Consider the following 19,833-nt stretch of genomic DNA (forward strand, 5'->3'; position numbering starts at 1 on the left):
CCTCCTATGCGATGAAGAGGCGGTAGATGGCGGGGTAGGTGACGAGCAGCAGGAAGCCGCCGATGGACATGGCGATGGCCACTGGCATCTCGCTGGTGCGGGAGTTGGCACGAGCTCGGGCGTCGGTGAGGGCGGCGGTGCGCATGGACTGCGATTTCGCCAGCAGCGTTGGCAGGACCTGGGCGCCGATCGATCCGGCGTCCTCTGCGATGTCGGCGAGTTCGGTGAGCTCGGGAACGCCGACGCGTTGGCCGAGTTCGGCGAGACCGCGCCAGGGCTGTTCGCCAGAGCGGCGGGCCTGGCGCAGGACGGCAGAAATACGCTCAAAAACCCAACCTGTGCAGACGTCCGCCGGAGCGTGCAGCGCTTGGCTCGGCCCGGATCCGGCCGCGCGTTCCAGCGCCACCAGGTCCAGGTAGATGGACAGTGCGGCTCGGAACTCGCGGCGCAGTTCTGCCGCCTGGCGACGAACCGCGATATCCGGGGTGACGCCGAACGCCGCTCCCAGAAGCACCCCGGCCAGGGCCGGAAGCTGCCACGCCAGTGCGTTGCCGGTCGCGAGTGTGAAGGCGAGGTTGAGCAAGGTCGGGAACACAAGGCCGAGGAGTGCGTAGCCGAGGCGTTTGAGTACGAACGCCTCGACCGGCAGCCCGAGGACGTCCAGGTCAGCGTGCGGAACGTGGAAGCTCACCCAGCGGGTGAGCTGCTGAAGCCGGCCTGTCGCTTCGACGGGTGCGGCGCCTTCCAGGCGGGCCAGCGCGTCGGCCAGCCGCGGCGGTGCTGGGTAGAGCTCGCTGACCAGCACGGTCACCCCGAGGCCGATCAGCCCTCCTCCGGTGAGGGAGAGCAGGCTCATGTCCCCTCCCGGTCGGCGGAGGCGGGCGGGCCGGCCAGGAAGCGGCGTCCGATGTCAGGACGGCCGAGCCGGTGCAGCCAGGTGAACGCCCCGGCGTAGCACGCCGCGATCACCGCCAGGACGCCCTGGCCAAGCGCCGTGTCGAAGGGCTGAACATAGGAGCGTTGACACACGGCCGCCGTCGTGAGCACGAGCAGGATCCCGATGACCCAGCGGACGGTGGTCCGGTGCTCGGCGCGCGCGGCTTCGACTTCGCGGCGATCGGTGACGTCGCGGGCGACGAGTTCAGCCAGTCCGTTCAGCACCGCGCTCGCGCCGGTCCCCCGGCGGCGGGCGACCAGGATCAGCGCGGCAACGATCCGATCGGCGACCGGATCGTCCAGCTCCTCGGCGAACAGCCGGACGGCCTGCTCAGTCGGCATCCTCGTCACCGTGAGCCGCCGGGCGAGCGTCCGCACCTGCGGGGCGATCGGGGCCGGGACATTGCGGGTGGCGCTGGACTCAATGGCCTGCTCAAGCCCGCGCCCCGCCGTCAGCATGTCGGCGAGTCGACGCGTCCACTGCTCGAGCGCTTCCAGTTTGCCAATGCGGTCGCCGGCAGTGCTGCTGTTGACGATCCGCGGGACCACGATCGACGCCGCGGCCGCCGCAAGTCCCGCCACCGGCCATTTCGTCAGCGCCAGGACGACCAGGCCGACGGTGCAGGCGACGAGGAGACGTCGGAGCGAACGCGGGTCGGACAGGCGGCCCAGCATCTGTCTTGGCCCGGTCGGTGCGGGCCGGTTCTGGGATGGGCTCCAGCCATTCCAGCCCGCGATCACCAGCCAGAGTCCTCCCAGCACGGCGGGCACGCCCAAGGTGATCAGCAGGACGGACGCGTTCATCGCCCACCGCCTCCCGAACCCACCGGCGGCCAGATCGCGGCGCGAGCGTCCAGTGCCGCCGCGTCCAGGCCTGCCTCGAGCAGGTCTTCCAGGCACTGCGGGGGAACGTGCGGGACGGCGCGTCCGCCAGGTCCGGTGGGCCGGTAGATGTGGTTGCGGGCGGGCAGGTCACTGTCGGCCGGGGGCAGCACCTCGATCACTTCGGACACGACGCGCTGGTTGGTCCGGCGGTCCACGCGCAGGTGGACGACGAAGTCGATCGTCTCGCCGGTGTTGAGGTGGATCACCGAGGCGGGTGTGCTCGCGCCGCCAGCGCCGCGCGTCCACAGCATGACGATCCGGTTGAAGATCTGCTCGGTGCCGTCGGCGTGGATGGTGCACATCGATCCGGGGTGGCCGGTGTTCATGGCTTCGAACATCGGGATGATCTCGTCCGCACGGACCTCGCCCACGATGAGCCTGTCCGGGTTCTTGCGCAGCGCGTCCGGGATCAGCTCGTGCAGCGTGATCGCGCCCGCGCCCTCGGAGTTGGCCTGACGCGCCTGGTAGGCGACCACGTTGCTATGCCGCCGGGGCATCTTGTGCAGGAACAGCTCGAAGTCGCTCTCCAAAGTGATCAGCCGCTCGGCCGGGTCGATCGCCGCTGCCAGCGCGCGCAGCAGCGTCGTCTTCCCGGCGGAGGTCCCGCCGGTGACGATGATGTTCTTGCGGGCTCGGACGGCGGCGGACAGGAACGCGTGCAGGCTGCGGTTGACCGTGCCGAACCGCATCAGGTCATCCAGCGTGACATCGACGAGGCGATGGCAGCGGATGCTGACACAGGGGCGCTGGGTTACCGACATCGCCGCGCTGAGCCGGACACCGACGCCGCTCACATCGCGCTCCCCCGGCAGCAGTGCGGCGTTGGCCAGCGGGCTGGCCGTCGAGAACTCACGAGGCCTATAGCTCTTGTGGAGCACCCACATCTGGATCATGTTGATCAGGTCGTCATCAGACGCCGCGACCGCCGGGCCTTGCACGCGGGCACCATCGCTGTAGGTGATCCAGACCTGATCGCACGCGTTGATGTCGATGCTCTCCACCTGCGCGTCCCTGATGTAAGGCGTCAGCACACCCAGTTCGAAGCGCTCGTCATAGACCGCGTTGGCGAGACGACGTTGAGTGGCGAACCCGACCGGTGTCTCATCCACGAGCCGATCACGGGCCCAGCGCTGGACGTGCCCCTCGATGAGCGGACGCGCCGCCTCAGCATCGACCGTCTCCACGTCCTGAAGGTCATCGGTCACCGCCCGGGTGATCGCCACGACCGCGCGCCGGAACTCCTTGCCGGTCAGGTCGGCGGCGTCCGGCGGGTCCGGGGGCATCCGCTGAACGCCTGGTTTCGGTGGCGTGCGACTGGTCGCGCGCAGGGCCGGGGTGTTCACCGTCGACGGCGGCCATGTCGAACGCGGCGGTCTGGGGTTCACCAGTTGCCTCCTGCCATGGCTGCGACGTCTTGGTCTCCACGACCGGACGTGGCTTCCACGTGTGTGCGCATCGCCGTCGCCAGTCCGGCCACACCGTTCATCAGCGGCATGCGGCGCGATGCACGCCCGTGCCCGCGACCGTCCGACAGCAAGTCGGCCGAACGCGGGTCGTCCGGAATCTCGGCGATCACGGGTAGTCCGAACAGGGCTTCGCTCACCACACGCGCTGGATACTCACCCCAGCCGACCAGGCACAACGCCACCGGCACGTCCGACCCGACATGTCTCCCGAGCGCATCAAGCCGGCACTTGGCCGCTGTAACCTGCCGCAGGGTCGGACGCAGCAGCATCACCGCCATGTCGCTCGCCGCGACGAGATCCATCGGGGTATCGGCTCCGCCGACCCGCCCGATGTCGGCCACCACGTCAACTCCCGCCGAGGACGCCACCTCGAACGCTCCCCCGACATGGCCCCACGCTCCCTCAAGCTGAGCAGCCTCACGCGGATCACGCAGCCCTGGAAGTAGCAGCCACTCACGAGCAGATCCGTCGAGCGAGATGACGTTGTTCCACAGGCGCGCGGGATCCGGATCGTGCGCGATCGACAGCGCCAGATTCAGAAGGCCGGCGTCCGCTGCCCCCATCCGGCCACGCAGGAAGCCGGCCAGCACGTCGCCGCCCTTGGGATCGCACTCGGCCAGCAGCGCACGGCCGCTCCAGGAGTAGGTGAGCGCCAGCGCAGTCGTGGTCACACCGGGCGACTCCCCCGGCGACATCAACGTGTACAGGGCCATCACTGCCCCCGGCTCGCCAGGACCAGCGCGACCTTGCCATCAGCGGCACGCTGAGCGAGCTGGGGACCGTCCACGCTGGGCACGAGCAGATCGACGACGAGCTGCCCGTCCGCGTCTGGCGTGCCGGTGACCCGGTCCACCGTCCCTGAGACCTGGCCCGGGACGCCCGGAACCGGTGTCTTTTCGCTTGGAGCGTTCCCGCCGTCGTCCGGGGTGGCGACCACGATGACCCGGTCTCCCGGGTTGAGGCCGCGTGCTGGGAGGCGGCTCTGCTTCATCGCGACCGGAACAAGCTGCTGCCCCACAGCAGGACGCGGGTCTCGTGTGATGGCCGCCGGTGGAACGATCGTCCCCCGCCGCAGATCCACGGCCGCGAAGCTGCCGGCAAGACCGGCAGCCTGCTCGCCGGGGACCGCTGCCACCGGGCCTTCGATTCCGACGTCAACGGTGGCCAGGTCCGCCGAGCCGATCTTCTGCCCGATCGCCACGTCACGGGCCATGACTACTACCGAATGACGGTCACTCAACCGCAATGCCGCCTGGTTGGAGATCAGTGCACCACCCGCCATCACCAACACCCCCACCGCGATCACAGCCCGCCTGTGCTGCCGCGGCTGAGACGGCAGTCGCGGTGATCCCGCCTGCAGCGGCCCGCCCCTTCCTCCAGCCGAATCGACGGGTGCCCTCGGAACCCCCGTGCGTCCCAACTACGACCTCCTTTGGGTCAATGCCTGCCCCTCGGCAACCCGGACCGGGAAGCTGGACGATCTCGTTTGTGAAGGCAATGCGCCGCCAGCTCCGCCAGAGCCCACCCAGGTCGCGTTCCAAACGGCCTCGGCTGTGACCCGGTAGGCGGAGCCGGGCATCCCCGCTGAAGAGCGCTGGTAGAGGTAGGTGCAACCGGTGTCCTGTGAGGCTGGCGAGCGCGAGAAATCAAAAGGGGTTCCCGGCCCGTCGCACGTCACCGAAGCGTCGGTGCCCGGCCTCACGACAAGGTGGGATGGGGTCGCCGTGACCTGCGCCCAGACACCACCAGCCTCAGCCCGTTCGGTGAGCGGATGCCATCCCGACTTTGCGGCCCAATAGAACTCCCGCAAACCCACCAGGCTTTCCCGCCCCCGGGGTGGCGCCGTTTGCACCTTGAGCGCTGGAAGCACCAGGCGGCTAAGCGCCTCCTGCGCTAGCTCCTGCGGTGTCACCGAAGCAGCGGCGGACTCTATCGATGCAGCGTGATCCGCCGCGTCCGGCGAAACGTCCCGGCTGCAAACGTCCACGGTCGTCGTCGTGCCAGGCTCCACCACGCAGGTCGGGCGCGTCTCAGTGTTGTCCGTGGCACCTGGGACGTGGCCCTGGATGCTGCCGCCTCTGTGCGGCTTCGATCCCGGGACCTCAACGAATGCTTGGTACCCCCACGGCTCCGTCTTCGCGCCCTGGCGAGGGCCAGGATCAAGGGAAACGGCCGGGACCACAGTCGCCTGCCCAACCAGCAAGACGGATGTCAGGAACGTGGTGCCGAACACGGGCTCTCCAGGATCGATAGTTGCTTGAGCCGCCAGCGACCGTCCGGGTCGTGCTGCATCTCCGCAGCGATGTGCACATCCGCGCTGCCGGTCGTCCCAGAGATCACTGTGTGCGTCTTGGCTTTGGCAACTGCGGCATGCGAGGCGTCCTGGCAGTCAAGCAAGCGAGCCGTAGAACCGTTCACCTTGACCGACTGCACGTGGGCAACGACGTAGCCCGACGGCTCGATCCCCTTCCGCCCCCATTTCGCGACACCTTCCAGAAGCTGACCGGTGTGCTCGGGCTCGGAGTACGGAGTGATTGCCGCCCTTCCCTGATCAAGCGGCATGGTCGCCACCCGGGTCGAGACCGACCAGTACGTTGTGTACGCGTCGACGACTGCCTGTTCAACCGCCTTTGACGAAGTCGAGAGGCTTGCGGACGGGCTGCTGACAGTGCGGCTGTCCGCTGGATGCGCCGAGCATCCAGCGGCAAGCAAAGCTAGGCCTGTCCCTCGGGCAGCCCACCTCCGAGCGAGAGCACGCCGATCCGCCATCAATCCCCCAGACGACATTAAGTAGTCGTGCGAGTGCAATGAGTAGCGTAAGCAAGCGGCCTCTGCCTTGACAAGGACAAACCAGGAGTCCCTCCAGGGCTTGACAAGACCGCAATAAAGAAGCACGAGGATGCAACCTCCCAGCAGCCCCAAGTGCCCAGGCCCACCGGCCGGTCCAGCGCACACGCGGTGGCGGCGATACGGGGCACCTCCAGGCGCCCGGGACGCTGGACTCACCCATCGCGTCGCCGCCTTTTCCAGGCGAACTGCAGCGTTCTGCCAAGTCGCGCCGCCACCTTGGCGGCCAGAGCGCGGTGAGGTTGGGCACCGCAGCGGTCACGTTCGGAATGTGGCTTCGGCATCAACGAGATGGTGCGGGCGCCTTGGCGGTATCGGGAGTACCCGCGTTCCAGAGCGGGGAGCGGCATGAGCGGCCAGATCACCACCTGGCCGGTGACCTTGTCGACCAGAAGCACACGTTCGGACGACGGCTCAACGCGGATGGGTACCGGCGGCGGCTCGATCACCATGCTGCGGACGACATAGGCGTCGGCGATCTCGGTGACCGTGGAAACGACTTCACCGCGATCGGCTGGGCGTCGGCGTGGGTGTGCGCGTCGCCATGCCTCTGCGGCATCCACGCACGGCAACTTGTCCAGCTGGTGAGCGCCGAGCACATCGGCCATACGCCCGAGGGTTCGGCAGGCCGCCACCTTGCTTGTGCCGCATTCGCGGCATCCGGCGCCGGGATCGGGCGAGCCGGCCCAGGGACGGTGAAGGTCCAGGATGGCGTGGAGTGCAGCGGCCAGCACGATCACCGTCCTGGGAGCCTGCTGCAGAAACTCGGCCGATGCCTGGTCCAGAGCCCCGTCGGCGGCCAGACGGCGCCCAGTCCGGTCGAGGGCGAGGTGATCGGCCCGCACAGCCAGTTTCGCGGCAGCGTGAACGTATTTGACCAGCCGGGCATGGCTGTCGTCTGGCGTATCCGGCATGCGAACTCTCCAAGTCACGGGTATCGGCAATGGCGACGGAATGGCCAGGGCGCAGACGCGGCGGCGTTTCGCAGCACCGCGTCTGCGCCCCGGGTGCGCCTCGTCCAGCCCAGCCCTCCCGCCGGGCTGGGCGAGGCAGCTATCGGTGATCAGCGCGCGGTGCGCCGAGAGGACTGCTCCAAGGTGGCGACCACGTGTTCGGCGGTCTCCTGCAGATCGATGTGCGGATGCCGGTGGAGCACGCCACCGCGCGAGGTCCAGGCGAATGTCGTGCGGCACACCCACACGTTCAGGCTGGACGTCGCGACCAGCGAGATCCCGGTGGCCTCACTGGCCCTCCGCGCCGGGACACCGCGAGCAGCCAGGTTCATCGCCAGCCGCTGCGCGGCGACCACTGGGAAAATTGGCGTGGTGAGGCGCGGCCAGGCGGCAGGCAACGAGACCGCCATCCACACCGCCTTGCCTGACACGTGTTGGGTGGCGAGCCGGGGACGAGACGGGTGTGAGCCCCACCGGCTGGTGACCGCATCGACGATCGTCATGCCGCGGCCGCTCTCAGCCAGCAGGTCGCCGTCGTCAGGCTGCGGCAGCGTCTGGCGATCGGGGTCGAACACGCTCACCACCAGCTCAGGTGCAGGCCATATCCGGGCCCACACCGCCAGTTCGGACATGCTGTCCGGCTGATCTGGGCAAGTCCGGGAGGCGTGCAGGTGCGCGTTGGTCGCCAGTTCACTGACCGCCAGCTGGGCATTCTCGACAGCCTCGGTGCCGAAGCGCAGTGTCCGCATGACGTGACCGAGGTGAGTCCGTGCCGCCTGCGCACATCGGTCGTCGCCAGGCAGGGCCCATGCGCAGACGCCTCCGTATGGCAGGTCGGCGGGCTGGTTGATGGTCATCGCGACCTCCCGCTCACATCGGCTCGGTGGGAGTGGCACGGCCCCCGCCACCCCTGGCGGCCCTTCCACCGCAGCAGGCGAGCCAGCCATCCAGCACGCCGAGGACTCTCACCGCATTCGGAGCAGGGGCAGACGGACGAGGGAAACTTTGCGGACGCACGGGCGCCCTTGAGCTCGGGCACGGCTCGCGGCATCGCCGGATGGAGACGGACCATGGCCGTCGGCGTTCGCGTGTGATCCTCGGCCTGGGTGATCTGGTGGGCGAGGTCGTCGGGGTCAGTCGCGTCCCACAGGCGATCACGGCCCAGCGGGCGACGGCGCACCGCCCAGTAGCGGCCAGAGTGCTCTCCGAACCAGAAAGTGCGGGTTGGGAAGCGAAGGTGCAGGATGGCGAGGACCTCGTCCGGATCGCGTTCGACAACGGACCAGGGAGCGTTCGTCGCGTATGGCGGCGGGTTGAACGCCACGACGTGGCCGTGCAGAACTGGATCGCCCCTCACGGCTGCGAGATTCGTAGAGTTGTACATGGGGCTGGACCTCCTAGCAGTCCGGTCTCTAGGCCCCGGCAGGTGGTGCTACACCTGCCGGGGTCGCCCTCGTTCTTGGGCGGGGAACCGAGCGCTGATATGGCCGGGGCTACCCCCGGTCTGCCCGCGCAGGTCGAGCAGCGCGTCGAAACCAGAGGCTCGCGGCTGCGGTCGGTGGGCAGAGCCTGCTAGCCCCTCGAAGAGGACATGGAGAGGCAGGCCAGCCCAACCGACCACGACGACTAGCGGGCAGCGCGATAAGCAGTGCCCCTGCGGGCGCGGACGACAGCTCAGCAGCGGGGTCGGCCAGCAGGAAGCCTGTCAGTTGGCGGCCAGATCGCATGGGCGCCGACAGGTACCGACTGCGGCAGCTGATCACCAGCTCCGCTCACTTACCTGGCACTGAACCCGTTAGCCGGAAGGCAGCGTTGGAACTCAGCAAGTGGCCTGTCCACTCCGGCCACGGCCAACTCCGACGGCTGCCCGGCCGTGGCCGTCATCGCGTCGTCTGCTGCGCTATCGCCTCGGCGGACCTAATCCGCTCGGCCAGCAGGTTCTGCGCTTCGCACAAGATCACCAGCTCACTGACCGATCCTGCGGCGATCTCCTCGAGACAGCCGCGATCAAGCTGGTAGTCCGACAGCCCGCGCAGCCGGCGCGCGAGCAGCCGTTCGCCGATTCGCTCGGTGTGCCAGCCCGGGCACATGGCTCCCAGATCGACCCTGCTGTCGCTGAGCTCATCATTCACCGCCCGTGGCGCGTCTACCATGGCGGCACCTCCTTCGTGAGGTTGGGCCGCGCGGTCAGGCTGGGTTCCTAGGCCAGATGCCTGACCGCGCGGCGATCTTGTTCACCGAGTGCCTTCCAAGAAGCCGCCGACGAGTGCGTTCCGCAGCGCCGGTTAAAGCGCGGCAACGCATAGACCACGTCTCCTCGCTCACGATCAGTGATGTGAGGCACACTTCTAGTAGTGTGAAACAGAATCAGGCCGCGGGCAACATCTAGCGAGAATATTCTCCGAACATCGGAGGGTGGCTATGGGCACAAACCGGAACAACCCATCTCCAACCATGCGGCGACGACGACTTGGGGCTGAGCTGCGGCGACTCCGTGAATCAGCCGGGATGGTCGGCGACGAGGTCTCGTCGCGCCTGGGGTGGTACAGCGCCAAGGTCAGCAAGATCGAGACAGGCAGGATCACCGTCGGCTGGGGTGATGTCGCAGACCTGCTCGATCACTACGGCGTCCCTGCGGGAGAGCAGCGCGATCGCCTCATCGCGCTCGCCCGCGAGTCAAAATCGAAACGGCGTGATGAGTGGTGGCAACCCTTCAACGACATTCTGTCCCGCAACTACAAGACAGCCGTTGACCTGGAGACATCCGCGGTCTCACTCCGGATCTTCGAACCCTTCGTGATCCCCGGGCTACTTCAGAACGACGACTACGCACGAGCGATCATCAAGAGCCGCCAGGAGTACAACGAGGAGGAGGTCGAGCGGCGTGTCGAACTCCGCATGAAGCGACAAGCGGTCGTCGCCACCGGCGGCAACCTCGACATGTGGGTCATCCTCGACGAGGCGGCACTGCATCGCGAGATCGGCGGCCCCGAGATCATGAGCAGACAGCTCCGGCGCCTGCTGGAAGTCGCCAAGGCTCCGGGGGTTCAGGTTCAGGTCGTCCCCTTCAGCACCGGTCCGCACGCGGCGATGTCGGGATCGTTCGGGATCTTCTCGTTCTCAGAGGAGGCCGACCCCGACGTAGTGTTCGTCGAGACGATCGCGGGCACTCTCTACCTTGAACGCAAAGAAGACATCGCCGCCTCTAAGCTCGCTTTCGAGCACCTCCACGCGGCAGCTCGCGACCTGGCCGGATCCCTCGAACTGATCTCAGCGGCCGCGCGGACCTATGAGCAGCGATAGGGAGAGCAGAGCCCATGCCCCACAACTTCACAGATGCACAGTGGCGCAAGTCGAGCCGTAGCGCTCAGGCCAACGACCAGTGCATCGAGCTCGCCGACTTGGCGGATGTGGTCGCCGTGCGCGATTCCAAGGACCCCGACGGCCCGAAGCTGACCCTTGATGCCACCAGCTGGCGTACTCTCGCGCGCCGCATCAAGAACCTTAACCACGGCCGAGCCTGACGAGGCATTGGCACATCGAAGGGCCCTCGCCTCTCACCCAGCTGGGGGCCGAGGGCCCTTGAGCGGCGAATCCAGGAAAGCGATTTCCTAGTCGGTCCACGAGACCTCCGGCGTCAGCATGGTCGAGCACGCCGTTGCCACCCAGCCTGTTCAGCAGAATCCCCCAGCGTCATGGGGTGAGGCGCTGACGGATGGAGGTGATGACCAGGCGGGCCGGGCGGGTGAGGAGTAGGAGGCCGGTGACGAGGGCGGCGGTGGTCAGGACGCTGACGAACAGCCAGAGGTCCTGAGAGCCGAGTGCCTGGAGGAGGGCCAGGGCGATGCCGACTGGGACGGTGACGAGGGTAAACAGGACGATGGCGCTGTTGACGTGCCGGTTCTCGTTCTCGCGGCTCAGGCGGTTGAGGTCGTTGATCTCGGCGAGGATCTGGTCGAAGCGGGCTGGCAGCCGGTGGTGGCGGTGCAGGGCGTCCAGGATCGCGTTGGGTGTGCCGGACGTGGTGAGGTGCTGCCACCACAGGCGGTTGCGGAACGTGGTGAGCTGACGCTCCAGTTCCGGAAGCGTCCGCGTGTGGTCGTGGGCGAGCGCGTCGGCCAGGGCGTCTTCAAGAGTGCTGATGCCGTGTAGCTGGAGCAGGCCGATGAGCAGGGCGTCCAGGTAGATCGTCTGGGCGTAGAGCGCGGCGTGGTTGTAGAAGCGGTCGTGTTCGCCGCGGTCGGGCCGGGTGGCCAGCAAGGCGGCGCCGTCGCGGAGGACGAGCCCGCACCAGTCGGCTGAGAGCCAGATGCGTTCTCCAGCGGGGACACGGGTGCTCGGACGGTCGGGTGGGATGTCGGTGCAGTTCGTGCGGGTGGCCAAGGCCCAGAGCCACTGGTCCTGGCAGGACCAGCGGAGATATCGGGGGTGGCGGTAGATGCGCGGAAGCCGTCGGCCGTCGCTGGTGACGAAGGCCAGCGTGTAGGGGACGGCCTCGGGGCGGACTCGTGCCTGGCCGTCGAGGAACGGCTGTGGGGTGAAGCCGGTTGTGGTTCCGCGGCGCCGGGATAGTGACCGCACGACGTCGAGCGGATGCGTTGTCCGGACTGACAGGTGGGCGATGACAAGCCCTGTGGCGTTCGGGTGTGTGTCCGGGCTCAGTGCTTCGAGGCCGAGGACGGTGACGTCACCATCGGGCTGGTGCACGAACTTGTGCCAGCGGCGTGGCCGGTCCGCGGTGCCGAACAGCAGCTGGCTGGTGCGGGCTGGGTAGTAGGTGCTGCGGCCGACGGTGTCGGCGATGACGTCCTGATGGCTGAGTGGGAGGGGGCCTTTCGGCCAGTCCGGCGGGCAGGGGAACGTCGCCGGGTAGATCGCGATGATGATCTGCCGGACTGGGCGCGCCATCAGTAATAGGCCTCCACCTCGGGGAGATCGAGCTGGACGATGTAGAAGGCGTGACCGGGGCGTCCGGGGTCGGTGAGGAAGCGGACGCGTTCGCCCTTGCGTAGGTGGCGGAAGCCTTCGGTCACGATGGCGGTGTAGGCGAAGCCGAAGTCCTCACCGGTCTCATCGTCGTGGACGAGGTAGGTGGCGGCGCGTCCCGACGGTCCGGCGCCGTGGGCGCGGTGTTCGATGATGTGGCCGAGTCGCTGGTTCAATCGAGGTCCTCCACACAGCGGAATCCGACGACGTTGCTCGAGCGGTGGCGTTGGTAGAAGCCCTTGGAGGACGCCTGCATGGCACGGTAGGGGTTGTCGAAGGCCCCGCCGCAGATCACCACCATGTCGTCGTGACCGTTGAGGGTGGTCGAGGTCAGCTCCCATACGTTGCCGACCATATGCCGCACGCCGATCGGAGAGCGGTTACGCGGGTGCGTGCCGACCTTTTCGGGGAGGGCGTGACGGAGGCTGCCGCGTTCGTGTTCGGCGAGCCACGCCTCATAGGTGACCAGGGCGTGGCCAGCGTAGGCGTCGGCGCAGTTGGCGGCGTCGAGGTCGATGTCGTCACCCCAGGGGAAGAGGCGCCCGTCGGTGCCCCTGGCCGCGGCCTCCCATTCCAGGGAGGTCGGCAGGCGTTTGCCGGTGAAGCGGGCGTAGGCGAAGGCGCTCCACCAGTCCACGCAGACCGCTGGGTGATCGGAGTAGGCGGGGTTGAGGTAGTAGTCCTGGAGACGGAGCCGTTCCTGCCACGGTCGGTGCGAATGCCCGGCCGGCGTCTCCGGATGGTCCCATTGCGCCGATCCGTGCTGGTCGACGGCGGCGAGGAAGGCGTTGTACTCCCCCACTGTGACTGGGTACCGGTCGAACCGGACGGGCTGGGTGATCGCGCGGAGCATCAGATGGTGGGACGGGCCGACCAGGTACGTCCCCGCCGTCAGGACGCGGTCATCACGATCGAGGTCATCCTTGGCACGGTGATGAAGAAGGGCACGGATCTGTTCGGTGAGACGACCACCGGCGGCGGCCTGGCGGGCATCTGGTGACCGGAGGTGCTCGGCGGCGAGCAGTTCCTGGTAGGCGAGGTGGCTGAAGGCGACGCGCTCGGCGCCGATGCGGCGGAACAGTGGATTGAGCTGGTAGTTCTCCCAGCTGATGACGCCCTGGTCGAAGCAGCCGATACCGAGGGTGTTGCAGATCTCGGCCAGGCTGAAGGTCGTCCGTCCTTCGAGGACGGCCGTGCCGAAGAGCTCGACCGCCCGGGGTAGCCGCGTGATCAGGCTGGCGTCGGAGAACACTGAGATGAGGCGTGCCCACAGCAGGTCGGGCAGTGACTGTTCCAGGCCGGTGACGGCGGTCAGCTGCCGCTCCAGAGGAGAGATCTCCTCGTGCAGCCGGAGGGCCGAGAAGCGCGGGACCGACAGGGGGTCGATGCCCTGGGCGTGCAGTTGCTGCACCAGTCGTTCCGACATGAGCGTCGTGCCGTCCATCAGCCGCCGCACGTGCGGGGAGTCCTCAAGGAACGACACTCTCGAGCTCATGATGATGGTCGAGTTGGCCGACAGCACCTGTGCGAGCTCGCCGAACAGCTCGAGGAACCCGGCCTGCGTGTTGTCGGCGACGGCCTCGTCGACACCGTCGAGGGCGCACAGGATGGATCCGGACCGGGCGAAGTAGTGGAACACGTCGAAGACGTGCGAGGAGTCCACCGACATGAAGGGCGCGAGCGTCCGGGACACGAACTCGGGGAAGGTCTCATCGGGCCGCTTGAGGCTCATGTCGAAGTAGAACCGGTACCGGCGTGCGTCATCGTCGCGTCCGGCGGCGACGAGCCTCTGAAGCAGGACGGTCTTCCCGCTACCTGATCGGCCAACCAGCAGCAGGTTGCCGCTGCTTCTGGCCACCTCGTCCAGCAGTTGGTGAGCGTCCCCGATCCGGGAGACGCTCATGTCCGCGCTCTGCTGGCCAGCCGTCAGCAGCTCCGCCGCCAGTGGTACGAACTCACCCGGCATGGACAGCGTCACGGCCTGAAGGTGCGCCTCGATGTCGACTAGGGTGTCCATGAACCTGGAGTAGGCCACGACCCGATAGTCCTCGAACGCCCCGGTCACCACCTCGTCCGACTCCAGGACCAGGAACCGGGTCAGTTTGGGCAGGCGCGTGCGCAGAAGCTCGCCGCCGGTGCTGTCCAGCACCTGGTGGACCTCATCGACGTCACGGCTCATCAGCAGCTCGACGTACTCAGTGCGCAACCCAATCTCACGGCTGAACAGCTGGTAGACGGTGTGGGGCGTCAGCTCGAACCGCTTCACAGACTGGAATCCGAGCGTCAGGTAGAGCCCGGCGAGGAACTCAACCTTGGCCGCCACCTCCGGCGTCAGACGCGGAACCTCCCCGGTAAGCGCCTGGCTCCCGGTCGTGCTGAACCACGTCAGCACCTGCACCAGTCGCCGGACAGCCGTCAGACCGTCCTCCTCAGCGATGGTGTACCCGTCGTGCGCCGAACGGTTCCGCAGCGTCTGGATGTCGTGCAGCGCCTCCAGCACCGAGCCGCTCGAGATGTGCGGACGGCACCCCCGGATCAGCTCGCTGAGCGACTTGCCCGCCGGATCGCCCTGCACCTGGTGATGCCGCCACAGCTGCTTGAGGATCCGCTCGGTGATCTTCCCGACCCAGGAGACGGCGTTCTCCGGGTACCCGTCCCCCAGTGATCTGATCGGCCGCTCGAGGTCCAGCCCGAGATGATGAGCGACCCTCGAATGATCGTCCAGCTCGTCCTTGAGGTGCCGCAGGCGGGAGTCCAGCTCCACCGTCACGACGGCTTGCTCCCCAGGACGAACGCGAACCGGTCGACGAACTCCAGCCGCTCGCCGGGATGCTTCTCCTCGATCTCCGCGATGCCGCGTTCCAACTCTTCGTGGCTGAAGGCCGACAGCAGGGACATGTATCGGTTGCGCACCATCTGCAGGTACCGCTCCTTGCCGAACGACAGCGGGAACGACTCATAAGTCAGATGAGCCGACAACCCGGCACGTTCCAGATGATCAGCGATATCCCGCGGATCCGGCTGACGCTCCTCAAACACCCGCAACGCCGCCTCGAACAGCGGATACCCGATCGTGCTCGGCAGCATCACCACCAGCAGCCGTCCACCAGGGGCAAGCCGCTCCGCCAAGCCCGCAAGCACCACGCCAGGATCCTCAACGTGGTGGACGGACTCCTTCATCAGCACCACGTCGAAGCGCTCGCTCGGAAGGTCCACCCGACCGAACACCACGTCCTCGGCCGACGCCGTCACCGGCTCGAACTCGGCCCCGACCGGCAACTGCCCCAGCATCTCCGCCGATGGGTCGGCACAGATCACCCGTCCGGCGGCCTCGGCGAGACCACGCGAGTAGATACCGGTCCCGCACCCGAGGTCCAACACCCACTCCCCTTGCCGGGGAAGCAGCCGTTCCAAGATCCGCTGCGTCATCCACGAGACGAACCCCGGGCTGTACTCCCAGGCATCGTCGTAGTCTGCGGCCAAACGTTCGTAATGCGCCTGCGTCTCACGTGACACCACGGACTCGTCCTCCCAAAGGAACAGCGGGACCGTCCCTCACGCTAACCGCATGCACCCCCGGCATGGACGCCCCCACGATGGCCTCACCCGGACGCCCGAACCCCATACCGGCACTGACAGGAACAGCGGACGTGGACTGCGAATGCCTCTGCCCAGGTACGGCCTCCTCCCTCCGGCACTGCAGAGCTGAGAGGTCGGGAGCGGATTCACGCCAGGCGCGATCACGATGCCTCTCCCGACTCGATCCGTCCCTAAGATGAGTGCCCATGAGTGGGCCTGAGCGCTGGACAGCCGTCCTTGATGAAGTCTGCGCGGAGGTCGCCGCAGCAGCGCTCGGCAGCGACGAGGTGGCCGAACGACTCATCGTCGTCACCAAGCGCCGGGCGAGCATCCCGCACGCCGCAGGACTCGACGTCTACGAGAGCGGCGGAACGCTCGCCTTTGTCAACAGCTCCGGAGCCCCGTTCGTCGAGCAGGCCGACCATCTGATCAGGCGGCTGGCTCCCCTGGAGCCGGAAGCCGTGCTTCTGGCGGGCTCAGCCCTCACCGGACGGCCTGGCGGGCAATTCCGACGCGTCTTGGCGGTGCAGTTGTTCTCCCGTGTCGACGCGCTGCGGATGGCGAGGATCGCGCAGGTGGAGCCGTCCCAAGGCGCTGTCGAGACGATCCTCCCCTGGAAGGATGTGAAGCCTGGTCCCCCCGTGTGGGCCGAGCGGATCCTTCTCGAAGGCGGGCGACGATGACAACGCCGTCCGGTAACACCGCTGATCCGTTCACACAACACCGGATACGGATCATCACGCTCTCTAAAGCTGGAGAGATCACCTCCGACGTCCTTCAGCCCTGGAACTCCGTCTCCGTCACCAACACCCACACCAGCGAATCGCCAGGCTTCCCTGCCGCAGAGATCCCATCCGGAGTCCTCCATCGCACTGCTGACGGACGCGAGATCCTCCTGACCGTCGACGGGATCCGCCTGGAACTCGATGGACACGGCTCCGCCACGGCGCACGACGACCTCGGTGAGATTTCCGGTCCGGGCATCTTCATGGTCGTGGAAGTCCTGCCTCCGGACCCAAGCTGATGGAGGCACTGCCCTCCCCGGCCTCAGCCAGGGCCGCACACTGGGTCTCGGATTGATCGAGAACCGGCCGAACGTCAGAGGGAACTCCTAACCTCCTGGTGTGAACCTCCCACTTGATCAACCTCTGCTGCCCAGTACCGAGACGCCCACACCAGCGCCAGATGCTGAACTGTCGCAGGTCGCCGAAGAACTTCTCAAGCTCGATCCGCGGGGTGAGCGGATCGCCTCAGTCCTGCGGGCAACTTACGATCTGCTGCTGGATGGCCAGCACACAGGCCGGTACAAATGGAGCGAGCTTTACAAGACCGAGAAAACACATTTCGGCACGCTTCTAGAGATCAACCTGCAGCGCGAGTTCGGCTTCGCCGACGGCGACGCAATGGACTTCGCGATCCGTGGCATCGATGTGGACTGCAAATTCTCCGAGCGCAAGGCCAGGTGGATGATTCCACCCGAAGCGATGGGCCACATCCTTCTGGGGCTTTGGGCCAGCGACGAGAAAGGGATCTGGTCAGCCGGGCTCGTCCGCGTCCATGAGGATCATCTGAGCACAAGCAAGGGCAATCGCGATCGCAAACGCAACCTGTCGGCCAAGGGCCGAGACAGCATCCACTGGCTGTTCGAAGACAGGCCTCTGCCCGAGAACGTCCTGCTGCGGATTCCCCCGAAGGACGTCGACGTGATCTTCAACTGCTCGCCCCACGGCACCAAGCGGGTCGACATGCTGTTCCGCCTCGCTCACCAGCGCCCGATCCGCCGAGCGGTCGTGGCCACCGTCGCCCAGCAAGAGGACTACATGAAGCGAGTCCGCGGTAACGGCGGGTCACGCTCCAGCCTCCGCCCAGAGGGAATTGTCATCCTCGGCCAGTACACAAGTCACGCCGCGATCGCCGATGCCCTTGGGCTCCCTGTGCCAGGACCCGGCGAGTTCGTCAGCGTCCGGCTTGCCCGCCACACCAGCGATCACGCCGACGCTCCGTCGGTCCTGCTGGAGGGGACCCGCTGGGTGGTAGCCAGGCCAGACGACCCAGTCGAGTCGGCACCGAAACTTCCGAAGGTAAAGAAGAAGGGCGACAAAACGGACTGACCAACCCAGCATGGTCTGCCCAGCCAGGGATGGCCGATGGGTACGGCCTACCTGCCGGACAGCCACCTCCCTTCCGTCAGTCCTTCCTTGTAACGTCACCCTCACGCGCTGTGGAGGCCGTCGGCCCGACAGTATCCGTCACAACTTCGACAGCCTTCGGGAGAGGGACGTGCTCCCACAGCCGCACTACCCGCCATCCGGCAGCTTCCAGCGCAGCATCGGCGATGCGATCACGTTCGACGTTCCTGCGAAGCTTGGGTGTCCAATACCACTCATTGCTGGTCGGCTGGCGGCCATGTTCGGGACACACATGCCAGAAGCATCCGTCGACGAACACAGCCACCTTGCGGGCTGTGAACACGATGTCGGGCCGGACACGCACGTGATCCGGCAGATCAAGCCGGAAGTCCTTGCGGTACCGGTACCCCAGAGCATGCAGTGCACGCCGGAGGGCGATCTCGGGCTTGGTGTCAGAGCGCCGGTTGGCTCGCATGTTCCGCGAGCGTCCCTCGCTGGCCGGTTGCGGATAGGCTCCGGAAGCCCAAGCTTCCTGCCGCTTCTTGTCGCTGCTGTCGGCGGACACGATGACGTCGCTACTCACTTGTCTGGCTCGTCAGGGGGAGTCGTGCATGAAACTACTGTGTATGAGTACTACCCCGCTCAGCTCAACGCCATCAGGAGGCCGTAGTGTCAAGCTTTAAGGTCGTCGAGATCTGCGCTGGCGCGGGCGGCCAGACCCTCGGCCTGGAGCGCGCCGGCTTCCGGCATCGACTCGCTGTCGAGCTAGACCAGAACGCAGCCCGGACCCTTCGCCACAACCTGGTCCATGTCCTGAACTACAAGGAGAAAGAAGCCGAAGACACCGTTCGTGTCGGAGACGTGGCTGATCCCACCGTCTGGAACCCTGACGAGTACCACGGTGTTGATCTGCTCGCTGGCGGTGTTCCCTGCCCGCCGTTCAGCATCGCCGGCAAACAGCTGGGCGCCAACGATGAGCGAGACCTGTTCGCTTGGGCTGTGGAACTGTGTGGGCGGATGAAGCCCAAAGCACTCCTCCTGGAAAACGTCAAGGGCCTGAGCGGGAACCGGTTCACAGCTTACCGGCAGCACATCATCGACCAGCTCCAGGAATACGGGTACATCGCCAAGTGGGAGCTCTTCCAGGCTGACCAGTTCGGCGTCTCCCAGCTTCGGCCCCGTTTCGTCCTTGTCGCATTGCAGCCTGAGTACGCCGAATACTTCGAGTGGCCGACCCCTCTCACGGAACGCCCTCCCACGGTCGGGGAGTTGCTGCGAGATCTTATGGCCCAGGGTAACTGGAGCGAAGAACAGCTGGACCGATGGGTCAAGCAGGCGAACGGCATCGCCCCTACCATCGTCGGAGGCTCCAAGAAGCACGGCGGGGCTGACCTTGGCCCAAGCCGAGCTAAGGCAGCGTGGGAAGCGATGGGAGTCGACGGCAAAGGCGTGGCTGATGACCCGCCCGGCCCCGCCAACCCTCGAGTTAAGGGCGAGAAGCATCCAATGCTGACCGTTGAGATGGTCGCTCGAATCCAGGGCTGGCACGGCAAGGAATTCGCGGACTGGGAGTTTCTTGGCGGAAAGACTTCGAGATACCGGCAAATCGGTAATGCATTCCCACCCCCTGTCGCCAAAGCCATCGGCGAGAAAATCAGGGAAGCCCTCGAGAAGGAAGGCGCAAAAGTCTCCCTTGTAGAGAACTCTGAAGTCGTCTACGATCCGGTATACAAGTTCCTCCGAACTCGTAAGCGTCCAATCACAGTGGAGCAGCTGGTCGTCAAGCTGGCAGAGAATGGTACACCACTCAGCCAGCCCGAAGTTGAACGTCGCCTGGTGCATATCGAGCATGATTTCGATCTGAACAAGACCGAACGCTCCAACGGCGAGATCGCCGTCAAACTCGGCGACTTCAAAGCCTTCCTTGGCCAGGGAGATCACAGGCGGCACGAACAGTTCCTCAAGCATCGAGCGCAGATCAGCTAGCGTCTCGTATCTCCTGGAATCGATCGCCGAATACTGCCAACGAACTAACGACTCAGGGCACTAGTA

General features: G+C 66.5%; 20 protein-coding genes. 6 read left to right on the forward strand and 14 right to left on the reverse strand.

What is annotated here, in order from left to right:
- Positions 1 to 4 precede the first annotated feature (4 nt).
- The 9 genes from AB0L06_RS41845 to AB0L06_RS41885 form a co-directional block, all read right to left on the reverse strand.
- Positions 5 to 856 (reverse strand): type II secretion system F family protein, encoded by an 852-nt coding sequence (locus AB0L06_RS41845; RefSeq protein WP_500237154.1) that lies wholly within the window; start codon positions 854 to 856, stop codon positions 5 to 7.
- Positions 853 to 1,677, reverse strand: a complete 825-nt coding sequence (locus AB0L06_RS41850) for a type II secretion system F family protein (protein ID WP_500237156.1) — start codon at positions 1,675 to 1,677, stop codon at positions 853 to 855. Before AB0L06_RS41850 ends, AB0L06_RS41845 begins: the two co-directional genes overlap by 4 nt.
- Before the next feature lie 59 nt (positions 1,678 to 1,736).
- On the reverse strand, positions 1,737 to 3,104 hold the full coding sequence (locus tag AB0L06_RS41855) for a TadA family conjugal transfer-associated ATPase (RefSeq protein ID WP_500237159.1): 1,368 nt from the start codon (positions 3,102 to 3,104) through the stop codon (positions 1,737 to 1,739).
- Positions 3,105 to 3,202: 98 nt separating this feature from the next.
- Positions 3,203 to 4,000: a hypothetical protein gene (locus AB0L06_RS41860; RefSeq protein ID WP_500237161.1), complete on the reverse strand. Its 798-nt coding sequence runs from the start codon at positions 3,998 to 4,000 to the stop codon at positions 3,203 to 3,205.
- Positions 4,000 to 4,593, reverse strand: a complete 594-nt coding sequence (locus AB0L06_RS41865) for an SAF domain-containing protein (protein WP_500237162.1) — start codon at positions 4,591 to 4,593, stop codon at positions 4,000 to 4,002. The genes AB0L06_RS41860 and AB0L06_RS41865 overlap by 1 nt, the downstream gene beginning before the upstream one ends.
- Before the next feature lie 905 nt (positions 4,594 to 5,498).
- Positions 5,499 to 5,849, reverse strand: a complete 351-nt coding sequence (locus AB0L06_RS41870) for a hypothetical protein (RefSeq protein ID WP_500237164.1) — start codon at positions 5,847 to 5,849, stop codon at positions 5,499 to 5,501.
- 440 nt (positions 5,850 to 6,289) lie between these two features.
- Positions 6,290 to 7,048 carry an SUKH-4 family immunity protein gene (locus tag AB0L06_RS41875; RefSeq protein ID WP_500237166.1) on the reverse strand — a complete coding sequence of 253 codons (759 nt, stop codon included), beginning with the start codon at positions 7,046 to 7,048 and terminating at the stop codon, positions 6,290 to 6,292.
- A 149-nt stretch (positions 7,049 to 7,197) separates the two neighbouring features.
- Positions 7,198 to 7,944 (reverse strand): ATP-binding protein, encoded by a 747-nt coding sequence (locus tag AB0L06_RS41880; RefSeq protein ID WP_500237168.1) that lies wholly within the window; start codon positions 7,942 to 7,944, stop codon positions 7,198 to 7,200.
- 1,023 nt (positions 7,945 to 8,967) lie between these two features.
- On the reverse strand, positions 8,968 to 9,240 hold the full coding sequence (locus tag AB0L06_RS41885; protein ID WP_500237170.1) for a hypothetical protein: 273 nt from the start codon (positions 9,238 to 9,240) through the stop codon (positions 8,968 to 8,970).
- Positions 9,241 to 9,541: 301 nt separating this feature from the next.
- Between AB0L06_RS41885 and AB0L06_RS41890 the strand changes: the two genes are divergently transcribed.
- Positions 9,542 to 10,390, forward strand: coding sequence for a helix-turn-helix domain-containing protein (locus AB0L06_RS41890; protein WP_500237225.1), 849 nt, complete (start codon positions 9,542 to 9,544; stop codon positions 10,388 to 10,390).
- 14 nt (positions 10,391 to 10,404) lie between these two features.
- Positions 10,405 to 10,611, forward strand: coding sequence for a DUF397 domain-containing protein (locus tag AB0L06_RS41895; RefSeq protein WP_500237172.1), 207 nt, complete (start codon positions 10,405 to 10,407; stop codon positions 10,609 to 10,611).
- A 169-nt stretch (positions 10,612 to 10,780) separates the two neighbouring features.
- Here the strand turns inward: AB0L06_RS41895 and AB0L06_RS41900 are convergent, their stop codons facing one another.
- The 4 genes from AB0L06_RS41900 to AB0L06_RS41915 are packed head-to-tail and all read right to left on the reverse strand — an operon-like array spanning position 10,781 to position 15,592.
- Complete coding sequence (locus tag AB0L06_RS41900) at positions 10,781 to 11,995, reverse strand: hypothetical protein (RefSeq protein WP_500237174.1); 1,215 nt, start codon at positions 11,993 to 11,995, stop codon at positions 10,781 to 10,783.
- Positions 11,995 to 12,249, reverse strand: a complete 255-nt coding sequence (locus tag AB0L06_RS41905) for a hypothetical protein (protein ID WP_500237175.1) — start codon at positions 12,247 to 12,249, stop codon at positions 11,995 to 11,997. The genes AB0L06_RS41900 and AB0L06_RS41905 overlap by 1 nt, the downstream gene beginning before the upstream one ends.
- Positions 12,246 to 14,843: a formylglycine-generating enzyme family protein gene (locus tag AB0L06_RS41910; protein WP_500237177.1), complete on the reverse strand. Its 2,598-nt coding sequence runs from the start codon at positions 14,841 to 14,843 to the stop codon at positions 12,246 to 12,248. The genes AB0L06_RS41905 and AB0L06_RS41910 overlap by 4 nt, the downstream gene beginning before the upstream one ends.
- Positions 14,840 to 15,592, reverse strand: a complete 753-nt coding sequence (locus AB0L06_RS41915) for a class I SAM-dependent methyltransferase (protein ID WP_500237180.1) — start codon at positions 15,590 to 15,592, stop codon at positions 14,840 to 14,842. The genes AB0L06_RS41910 and AB0L06_RS41915 overlap by 4 nt, the downstream gene beginning before the upstream one ends.
- Before the next feature lie 266 nt (positions 15,593 to 15,858).
- Between AB0L06_RS41915 and AB0L06_RS41920 the strand changes: the two genes are divergently transcribed.
- From AB0L06_RS41920 to AB0L06_RS41930, 3 genes are all read left to right on the forward strand, one after another.
- Positions 15,859 to 16,335 carry a hypothetical protein gene (locus AB0L06_RS41920; protein ID WP_500237182.1) on the forward strand — a complete coding sequence of 159 codons (477 nt, stop codon included), beginning with the start codon at positions 15,859 to 15,861 and terminating at the stop codon, positions 16,333 to 16,335.
- Entirely contained in the window at positions 16,332 to 16,676 is a 345-nt protein-coding gene (locus AB0L06_RS41925; protein WP_500237184.1) for a hypothetical protein, read from the forward strand. The genes AB0L06_RS41920 and AB0L06_RS41925 overlap by 4 nt, the downstream gene beginning before the upstream one ends.
- Positions 16,677 to 16,776: 100 nt before the next feature.
- Positions 16,777 to 17,763 (forward strand): NaeI family type II restriction endonuclease, encoded by a 987-nt coding sequence (locus AB0L06_RS41930; RefSeq protein ID WP_500237185.1) that lies wholly within the window; start codon positions 16,777 to 16,779, stop codon positions 17,761 to 17,763.
- Between the two features lie 76 nt (positions 17,764 to 17,839).
- Here the strand turns inward: AB0L06_RS41930 and AB0L06_RS41935 are convergent, their stop codons facing one another.
- Positions 17,840 to 18,364: a very short patch repair endonuclease gene (locus AB0L06_RS41935; RefSeq protein WP_500237186.1), complete on the reverse strand. Its 525-nt coding sequence runs from the start codon at positions 18,362 to 18,364 to the stop codon at positions 17,840 to 17,842.
- Positions 18,365 to 18,450: 86 nt separating this feature from the next.
- Between AB0L06_RS41935 and AB0L06_RS41940 the strand changes: the two genes are divergently transcribed.
- Positions 18,451 to 19,767 carry a DNA cytosine methyltransferase gene (locus AB0L06_RS41940; protein ID WP_500237187.1) on the forward strand — a complete coding sequence of 439 codons (1,317 nt, stop codon included), beginning with the start codon at positions 18,451 to 18,453 and terminating at the stop codon, positions 19,765 to 19,767.
- The last annotated feature ends 66 nt before the right edge of the window (positions 19,768 to 19,833 follow it).

Source organism: Spirillospora sp. NPDC052269 (assembly GCF_040679435.1).
In the GTDB taxonomy this organism is placed as follows: Bacteria; Actinomycetota; Actinomycetes; order Streptosporangiales; family Streptosporangiaceae; genus Spirillospora.